At 69.9% G+C, this 9684-nt stretch carries 5 protein-coding genes; 4 read left to right on the top strand and 1 reads right to left on the bottom strand.

What is annotated here, in order from left to right:
- The first annotated feature begins 71 nt into the window (after positions 1–71).
- The 4 genes from alaS to G4D87_RS26800 all read left to right on the top strand — a co-directional run bounded on the left by alaS (position 72) and on the right by G4D87_RS26800 (position 8260).
- Positions 72–2765: an alanine--tRNA ligase gene (alaS, locus tag G4D87_RS26780; protein ID WP_163785281.1), complete on the top strand. Its 2694-nt coding sequence runs from the start codon at positions 72–74 to the stop codon at positions 2763–2765.
- Positions 2762–3415 carry a hypothetical protein gene (locus G4D87_RS26785; protein ID WP_163785284.1) on the top strand — a complete coding sequence of 218 codons (654 nt, stop codon included), beginning with the start codon at positions 2762–2764 and terminating at the stop codon, positions 3413–3415. Before alaS ends, G4D87_RS26785 begins: the two co-directional genes overlap by 4 nt.
- Positions 3412–7473 carry a TIGR02266 family protein gene (locus G4D87_RS40385; RefSeq protein WP_504112652.1) on the top strand — a complete coding sequence of 1354 codons (4062 nt, stop codon included), beginning with the start codon at positions 3412–3414 and terminating at the stop codon, positions 7471–7473. The genes G4D87_RS26785 and G4D87_RS40385 overlap by 4 nt, the downstream gene beginning before the upstream one ends.
- 118 nt (positions 7474–7591) lie before the next feature.
- On the top strand, positions 7592–8260 hold the full coding sequence (locus tag G4D87_RS26800) for a hypothetical protein (RefSeq protein WP_163785286.1): 669 nt from the start codon (positions 7592–7594) through the stop codon (positions 8258–8260).
- 12 nt (positions 8261–8272) lie between these two features.
- On the opposite strand, the gene G4D87_RS26805 is transcribed toward G4D87_RS26800, so the two are convergent.
- Positions 8273–9610, bottom strand: a complete 1338-nt coding sequence (locus tag G4D87_RS26805; protein ID WP_163785288.1) for a glutamate--cysteine ligase — start codon at positions 9608–9610, stop codon at positions 8273–8275.
- Between the last annotated feature and the right edge of the window lie 74 nt (positions 9611–9684).

Raw genomic sequence — 9684 nt, forward strand, 5'->3', positions numbered from 1 at the left:
CCCCACCCAGGCCCCCCATGCAACCTCCAAGAACTCCTGCGAAGCCGCCTCTTGTGGCATATACCCACACCATGCCTTCCGCCCTGACCGCCTCTGAGATCCGCGAGGCGTTCCTCAAGTTCTTCGAGGAGCGCGGCCACCGCCGTGTGGCGTCCTCCTCCCTGGTGCCCGCCAACGACCCGACGCTGATGTTCACCAACGCGGGCATGGTGCAGTTCAAGGACGTCTTCACCGGCCGTGAGACGCGCGACTACCGCCGCGCCACCACGTCGCAGAAGTGCGTGCGCGCCGGCGGCAAGCACAACGACCTCGACAACGTCGGCTTCACCGCCCGGCACCACACGTTCTTCGAGATGCTCGGGAACTTCTCCTTCGGCGACTACTTCAAGTCCGACGCCATCGCGTACGGCTGGGAGTTCGTCACCCGGACGCTCGGCCTGTCCACCGACCGGCTCGCCGTCACCGTGTTCAACGGCGAGGGCGGCACCCCCTGGGACGAAGAGGCCTACGAGCTCTGGAAGAAGCAGGGCGTCCCCGCCGAGCGCCTCTACAAGCTCGGCCTCAAGGACAACTTCTGGGCCATGGGCGACACCGGCCCCTGCGGCCCCTGCTCCGAAATCCACTACCACCAGGGCGACGACATCCCCTGTGTCGAAGAGGCCGAGGGCAAGAAATGTCTGGGCGTCGCCTGTGACTGCGACCGGTGGCTCGAAATCTGGAACCTCGTGTTCATGCAGTTCGAGCGCAAGGAGAAGGACGGCCCCCTCATCCCCCTGCCGAAGCCGTCCATCGACACCGGCGCGGGCCTGGAGCGCATCGCCTCCGTCGTCCAGGGCAAGCGGTCCAACTACGAGACGGACCTCTTCCAGAACATCCTCGCCACCGTCAGCGAGCTGTGCGGCAAGCCCTACTCGCAGGAGTCCGGCGCGTCCCAGCGCGTGGTCGCGGACCACGGCCGCGCGGCGGCGTTCCTCATCTCGGACGGCGTCCAGCCCTCCAACGAGGGCCGCGGCTACGTCCTGCGCCGCATCATGCGCCGCGCCATCCGCCACGGCACCCAGTTGGGCCTGGAGGACGTCTTCTTCTTCAAGGTCGTCGACCGCGTCATCGAGCTGATGGGCGACGCCTACCCCGAGCTCCGGGAGAGCCGCACCTTCGTCCTGGAGGTCTGCCGGCACGAGGAGACCAGCTTCCGTCAGACGCTCAGCCGCGGCCTCAAGCTCATCGAGGAGGAGCTGTCCGAGCTGCAGAAGGCCGGCGGCAAGCAGCTCTCCGGCGACGTCGTCTTCCTGCTCCACGGCACCTACGGCTTCCCGTGGGACCTCACGCAGATCATCGCCCGCGAGCGCGGCTTCGACGTGGACCTGGTCCGCTTCGAGGAGCGCCTCAAGGAAGAGGCGGACAAGAACAAGTTCGCGGGCTCCGGCGACAAGGCCACGGGCGAGGTCTACCTGAAGCTGGCGGAGCGGCTCGGGACGACGGAGTTCCTCGGCTATGACGGCGAGGGCCACGAGGGCGAGGGCAGCATCCGCGCCATCGTGAAGGACGGCGCCGAGGTCACCCAGGCCACCCAGGGCGACACGGTGGAGCTGGTCCTGGACCGCACGCCCTTCTACGGCGAGTCCGGCGGACAGATGGGCGACACCGGCCGCGTCGTCGGCCACGGCGGCAAGGCGGTGGCAAAGGTCACCGACGCGCAGCGCCCCGTGCCGGGCCTGGTGGTCCACTCGGTCGAAGTCTCCGAGGGCACCTTCAAGGTCGGCGACATGGTCCAGGCCGGCGTGGACTCGGAGCGCCGCAAGTCCATCCGGGCGAATCACTCCGCGACGCACCTGCTCCACAAGGCGCTCAAGCTCGTGCTCGGTGAGCACGTGAAGCAGGCGGGCTCCGTCGTCGCGCCGGACTACCTGCGCTTCGACTTCGCGCACTTCTCGCCCGCCACGTCCGCGCAGCTCGAGCAGGTCGAGGACCTGGTCAACGGCTGGATTCGCGACAACGCGGGGGCCGAGACGCGCATCATGAGCCTGGAGGACGCGAAGAAGTCCGGCGCCGTCGCCATGTTCGGCGAGAAGTACGGCGAGACGGTTCGCGTCGTCACCGTGCACCCCGAGTCCACCGAGCTCTGCGGCGGCACCCACGTGCGCCGCAGCGGTGACATCGGCCTGTTCAAGATTACCAGCGAGAGCGGCGTGGCGTCCGGCGTGCGCCGCATCGTCGCGCTGACGGGCATCGGCGCGCTCCAGCACGTCCGCGAGCAGGAGCACGAGCTGCGCAAGGTGGCCGAGCTGTTCAAGTCGAGCCCGAAGGAAGTCTCCAAGCGCGTCGAGGCGACCCAGAAGCGCGTGAAGGAGCTGGAGCGCAAGGTCGAGGAAGTGGCCGTCAAGGCGCAGACGGCCAGCAGCAAGGACCTGCTGGAGCAGGCTCGCGACGTGAACGGCATGAAGGTCCTGGCCACGAAGGTGGACGCGGCGGACGACAACGTCCTGCGCGGCATGGCGGACCAGCTCCGTGACCGCATCCGCTCGGGCGTGGTCGCCATCGGCGGCGAGAAGGACGGCCGGGCCATCATCCTGGTCGCGGCCACCAAGGACGTCGTGGCCAAGGGCATCAACGCCGGCGCGCTGGTGCGCGAGATGGCCAAGGAAGTCGGCGGCAAGGGCGGCGGCAAGGCGGAGATGGCCCAGGCCGGCGGCCCGGATGCCTCGAAGCTCCCCGCGGCGCTGGAGAAGCTGTACGAGCTGGTGAAGGGCATGGGCACCGCGTGATGAACCACCGGGCCTCTGCTTCCGTGGCGCTCCTGGCGGCCTCCCTCGTTCTGGGTGGCTGCAAGGAGGAGTCCGCGCCTGACTACGCGGGCACGGGTGATGACCGGACGCTTCAGAAGCTCCGCCAGGAAGTGGACCGGGTGAACCAGGGAGGCCGTCCCTCCCAGGGCCCCGAGGCCACGCGCGGAGACCCGAACGCAAACCTCGCGGGCCTCGCCGCGGGCATCAACGTCCCCACCGAGCGCACCTGGGAGCTCCCCTCCCCCAACGACGCCGTGCGCCTGGAGACCCTGTCCGTGAAGCTCACCGGACTGGAGGCGTCGCACTCGGTGACGGGCTCGGGGAAGGTGAGCCTGACCTCCGAGGACCTGTTCTTCCGCGTGCAGCTCATGACGCAGAACGTGGGCGGCGCGCCGCTCACCCTGGACCTGGACGGGGCGAAGCTCTTCGGGGCTGAAGGCCCGTCGTACGCCGTGGCCCGGGATGCCCAGGTCGTCGGGGGCACCCGCCCCCTTCGCCGCACCTGGGCTCCGGACGAGCGCACCGACGTGGTCCTCCTGTTCGAGCTTCCTCCGGAGGCCCTTCGGGATGACGGGCTGCACCTGTTGCTTCAGGGCTCCGGGGGGGATGTGCGGATTCCCTTGAAATGAGCGGGACCGCGTCCAAGCTCCTCCCGCTTCGCATCCGCCTCCCGTACACGACGGAGGAGGAGTTCATCGACAAGTACGGCTCGAACGTGGCGCGCGGTGGCGTGTTCGTCGCCACGCGCGCCATGAAGCCCGAAGGCACCGGGCTGGCGTTCGAGTTCGTCCTGGCCGACGGGACACGGCTGCTCCGCGGCGAAGGCATCGTCGTGAAGGCCCAGGTGGACGCGGCGGGCGGGCGTACCGGCATGACGGTGCGCTTCGTGAAGCTGGACGCAGCGAGCAAGGCGCTCATCGACCGGGTGGTGGCGAAACGTACCGGGAGCGTGGAGCCACAAACTCCTGCCCCGGTCACGGCCCCTGCGCCCACGCCACCTCCGGGACTCGTTCGCCGCGCACCCGGCGCGAAGGCTTCGAATGCGGTGCGACCCTCGCGGGAGGATGCGCGCGTCGAAGGCACGACGGCTGGAGTTCCTGACGCGGTGGCGGTTCCGGAACCCACGCACGGTTCCGAGACTGCCAGGGCGGATGATGACGCACGCTCGGAAGCACCGGACTCCGGCACGGCTGCTCCGTCCTCCGTGTTCGAGCAAGTGCCAGATGCGCCTGCGTCCAGCACGGACGCGCATGCGGTGTCCGGTGAGGCGGACACGGGCTCACTTGAGGCCTCTGATTCAAGGGCTCCGAGCACTCAAGACGCGGACGCGCGTCCGGGACCTGTCGCTCCGCGCTTTGAAGCTGATTCGAGTGACGGGCTCGACTTCGCCATCACCGCGAGCCTCGCGGCGTCCGAGGATGCAAGTGGCACTGAGAATGCCGTAGCCGAGCCAAACGACCTCGGTGAGCCTGCTAGAGCGCCACTCGTCCCGGAGGATTCATCGACCGACGCCAGCACTGCGCCGACAGCTACGGCGGCTCCAGACTTGTCGGCGGAAACCTCCGACGCGCGGGCCGCAAGCGAGTCAGTGGAAGCGACTCAAACGCTGCTTCGTATCCCGCCCGCGCCAGAGCCAAGCGACGATGCGCATGCCGGAGCCGAGCCCACCGGCTCCGCACCCGTTGAAGGCGACGAAGCCATCGGTGGCGAAGCTTCCTCCCTAACCTTGCCTGCGCCTGACGAATCCAAGCCCGTACATGGAACGGGTGACGACTCTGCGAATGCCAAGCAGACCGGTGCAACAGCGAGCGATGGATCCGCCTCGGCAACGGAGCCCGTCACGGCAGGAGCCGTTGTCTCGACGAAGCACGACGAGCCAGCTCCGCGCCTGCATGCGACCTCCGCTCCGGCGACGGATGCAGATGCAGTGGTGCCCCACGGAGACTCTGTCTCTCAAGCGAGCACCCCAATCGTCGCGGAAGCTGGCACTTCCGCAACGAGGGAACCCTCCGCGACGATTCCGGCTACGGGCACCGCTCCCGCCAACGAAGCAGCCACGGAATCCTCGGCGCCATCCGCGAACACGAGTGCCGAGCCCCCCGCCAAGGGCAGCGATACATCCACGATTGAAGCACCCGCAGAGGCATCGACTACAAGCGCCGAGCCCGACACCGACGCTGGCAACGAAGCAGCCCCGGCATCCTCCGGAACGGCGCACCCCGCGAGCGAAGAGCGCGATGCCGATGCCGATGCCGACGACGCATCACCGACTGCCACTTCGACCACAAGCGTCGAGTCCACCACCGAGGCAGGCCCCGGAGCAGCCCCGGAGGCTTCCGCGACGGCCGCGTTCCCTCGTGCAAAGCCTGACGCCGAAGCAGGCGACGCAGCCACCACGAAGCCCTCCGCTGCGACGTCACCTCTGCGCGATGCGCCCCTCGCCGAGGCAAGCAACGAAGCAGCTAGCGCGCCCCAAGCAGCAGCGCAGAGCACCGGGCAAAGCGGCCCGGATGCCGCGCCCGAATCCACGACGACGACCAACACGGATGACCCATCCGGCAGTGCTCCCGACGAGGCATCATCCGCGGCGAACATCGGGAAAAGCGGCCCGGATGTCGCGTCCGAAGCCACGACGGCGACCAGCACGGATGACCACTCCGGCAGCGCTCCTGGCGAGGCCCCCTCCACACAGGCGGTGACCGCGCTCCCGAGCGCACCTGACGTCGACAAGACGGAGCCCGACGCCCCGGATGCGAAGCCCGCTGAGCCTTCGCAGGACGCCTCCGCAGCAGGTGACACTTCGTCCCAGGCATCAGCCAGTGCAGCCCCCAAGGCCGAGTCGAATCCACCCCGAGCGCCGACACGCACGACCACCGTGCCTCAAGGGCGCACCGCCGCTCCCGAAAGCGCGCCCCCCAGCGCGGCCTCGGATGAGGCTTCTCTGTCCAACTCGGAAGCGAGCTCCGCGCCCACAGGGGCCGCCACGGAAGCAGCCCCAGCCCGTGCCGAATCCGAGCCCACGCCCTCCGTCCCCCTGGACGCGGACGTGCCACGCAACCGCCGCCGTGCCCTGCTCGAAGTCCCCCTTCCTCAGCCGGCCTCGACGCCCGCGCTCCCCGAGGTCGTGCTGGGCATCGACCTGGGCACCTCCCATGCGCGCGTCGCCGTCGTCCAGGACGGGACGCCCACGCTCATCCCCCTCCCCGGCACCCACACCACGGACCTTCCCGCCCTCATCGCGGTCAATGGCACCGGCGACCTCGTCGTCGGCGCAGCGGCTCAGACGGAAGGCCAGCGCGCCCCCCGCCGTGCCATCGCCGGCCTCAAGCGACTGCTGGGCCTGAAGCCGCGCTCGCCACAACTCCGTTGGCTCGCCCCGTTGCTCCCCTACCCCGTCACCACCGACGCGAATGGGGACTCCGCCGTGGAGGTCCGGGGCCGCGTCATCTCGCCGACCCTCTTCACGGCCATGATGCTTCGCGAGCTGAAGCAGGCCGCCGCGGCGCACCTCGGCCGCAAGGCAACCCGAGCCGTCATCTGCGCCCCCACGCACTACACCGACCGCCAGTGCGCGGCCCTTCGCGAAGCCGCCACGCTCGCGGGGCTCGATGCCCAGCGCATCCTCATCGCCCCCGCGGCGGCGGCGCTCGCGTATGCCCATGGCCGGGGGCTCGCGCGGAAGCGAGTGCTCGTCGTGGACCTGGGTGGCGGCGGGCTTCAGGTCTGCGTGGTGCAAGTCACAGGCGATGACCTCGAGGTCATCACCACCGGGGGCGACGCCACCCTCGGCGGCATGGACTTCGATGCACGCATCGCTGAAGCCATCGCCAGCGACCTCTCCGAACAAGGCGTGCCCAAGCCGGACCATCCCCTCGACTGGGCCCCCCTGCGCACCGCCGCCGAGTCCGCGAAGGTGGCCCTCTCCAGTCAGGAGCAGGTCGACGTCACCCTCCCCTCGGGCACCGTGCCCCCTATGAACCGGGAGCGCGTGGAGGCCCTCACCGCCGACCTCGCTCAGCGCGTCACCACCGTGGTCCGCGACGTGCTCGAATCCAACGCGCTCTCCCCGCAGGGGCTGGACGCGGTGCTCCTCGTCGGCGGGCAGAGCGCCGCGCCCCTGGTCCGCCGCCGGCTCGAAGAGAGCCTGGGCGTGAGCGTGCGCGACGACGTGGACGCGCGGGGCAGCGTGGCCCTGGGCGCCGCGCTGCTCGGACAGGGGCTCCTGCTCGCCGAGGTCGGCAAGCCCGCGGCCACCGTCTCAGAGGTGCTCTCCTCGCCGCTCTCCGTCGCCGAGCGCGGCGGCACCTTGCGCCGCGTCCTCGAGCGGAACACCCGCCTGCCCGCCACCAAGACGCTGGTGCTTCCCACCGCGCCGGGTCCGCTCGAACTGGCCGTCTTCCAGGGAGCCGCCACGCAGGCCGCCGACGCCGAGCACCTCGGCCGGCTCACCCTCAACGTGGAGCGCGCGGGGGAGGTGGAGCTGCACCTCGCGCTCTCGGTGGATGGGGCCCTGTCGCTCGAAGCCACCCTGCCCGGCGTGAAGCGGCACGCGGTGTCCCTGGCCACGGAGCACCTGGACGACGCGGCCTTCGACGCGCTCATCGCCCGCTCGCCGCTCATCCCCGAGCCGGAGCGGCGTCCGGGTGGCGTGCTGTCCGGACTGAAGAAGCTCTTCGGCCGCCGCTGAGCCCCTCCCCGCCCGTCCGCGCACGAGTCACGGCGTCCTTCGCCTCGTGGGCCGATGCACCCGCGGCCATCCAGGCCACCGTGCGTCCCTGTGGCTCTCTCTGTAACCGTGGCGACAGATGGCCAGCTTTCCGGTGACTGTTTTCCCGGGGAGGAATGCGATGCGACGTTCGATTGTGGGTGGAGTCGCCACGGCGGCGCTGGGCATGGCGGGGCCGGCCTTCGCCATCGAGGCACAGCAGGTGGGCGAGCGACTGCGCGTCGATGAGCAGCCGCTGGTGGGCGTCGACGTCCGGTTGGGCCTCGGCAACTTCACCGGAGACCTCGGCAACACCACCAAGGTGGGCCCGCTCCTGGGCATCAACGCCAGCGCCTATCCCTGGCAGTACGGCGGCGTCGAGGTGGGCTACGAAGGCCAGCGCCTCCCCATTGATGACGCGCGCCTGCGCGACAACGGTGATGGCGAGGGCGTCTGGCGCCACAACGCCACCCTGCTCGCGAAGGCGGGACCGCTCATCGACGCGAAGTGGCGCCCCTTCGTCGGCGCCGGCGTCGGCCTGAGCTACCTCAACCCGTCGGACGGCGCGGACACCTTCTACAACAACGACTGGCAGACGGAGCTCCCGCTGGCCGCGGGCCTGGACTACCGCTTCGGCAACCTGGTGGCCGGCGCGCGCGCCACGTACCGGCTGGTCGGCGGAGAGGGACTCCTCCGAAACCCCGTCACCAACGCTGACGAGAAGGGCAGCCTCTTCAACGGCAACGTGATGATTGGCGGGCAGTTCTAGCCCGCCCTCACATCACAGGCCGAAGCCGTCCAGCAGCGCCTCGGGGCGGGGATGCTTCTCCCACGCCTCGAGCACCGCCACCGCGGGCGAGCGCCCCGACGCGGCCACCGCGTCCAGCGCGTCCAGCAGGGGCGCATCCTGCGCATCCAGCCGCATCAGCCCCCGGCGGGAGATGGCCAGCATCTCCGCCGCCAGGCGGTGCAGCTCCTGCGAACCCAGCCGACCGCCCAGGCCCTCGCGCCGCGCCGTGTCATGGAAGGCCAGGTGCTCGGCGTAGGTCAGCTTCGGGAGCAGGCGCTCGGCCTCCTCCAGCGCGGTGGCGTCGTACAGGATGCCGCGCCAGAGGGCGGCCAGTGCCCCCGTCATCGCCGGACTCACGCAGTCCGCGCCGCGCACCTCGACCACCGTCTTCAGCCGCACCTCGGGGAAGAGCGTGGACAGGTGGTCCGTCCAGTCGTTCAGGTCAGGCGGTTTGCCCTCGAAGCCCTCCTTCATCAACTGCCGGAAGGTGAGCTTCGGATACAGGTACTCGTTGTTGCGCCGCAGGAAGAGCAGCGGCGCGTCCAGCGCCCACTCCACATAGGCGCGGTACGAGAACGAGCCGTCGAAGAACGCGGGCAGGTAACCACAGCGCGTGGGGTCCACCTCGTCCCAGACGCGGTTGCGGAAGGACAGGTAACCCGACGGCTTGCCCTCCACCAACGGGCTGTTGGCGTACAGCGCGTTCATCAGCGGGGCGAGCCGCGCCACCACCACCGTCTTGCGGACACAGTCGGCCTCGTCCGCCCAGTCCAGGGATACCTGGCCCGTGGACGTCATCAACATCATGTTCAGCGCCAGCCGGCCGCGCTCCGGCAGCGTGCGGCGCATGATGAGGTAGCGCGTCTTCGGCATCCACGGCATCTGCGCCGTCGTGCCAAACGGGCGGTAGCCCAGGAAGACGAGCCGCAAGCCCAGCGCCTTCGCGGCGGAGGACACCTCCGACAGGTGCGTCAGGTTCTCCGCGTGCGCCTCGCGCGCGGTGACGAAGGGGCTTCCGGACAGCTCCACCTGGCCGCCGGGCTCCAGGGAGATGGTGGCACCGCCGCGCTGCAGCGCGATGACGGGCGACTCCGGCGTCTCCCGGAACGGCGTGTAGCCCGCCGAGGCCACCCGGTTCAGCAGCGCGCCCACGCCCCGCTCACCTTCATAGGTGGGGGGCTCCGCGGCGCCGACCGGATAGAGGAACTTCTCATGCTCGAGCCCCAGCCGGTGCGCTTCACGGGGCTTCTCGGCGGCTCGGAATCCAGCCAACAGCATGTCGACGGAGGAGATGGGCTCTGAGGCCGCGCGCTTGAGGTCGAGTGACATGGGCGCGCCCTATATAACCTAGACCTTCAGACCCGCCCGGATTTGCGCACTGGCCCTTATGAGCCCACACGCTT

This window comes from Myxococcus vastator, from assembly GCF_010894475.1.
Taxonomy (GTDB): domain Bacteria; phylum Myxococcota; class Myxococcia; order Myxococcales; family Myxococcaceae; genus Myxococcus; species Myxococcus vastator.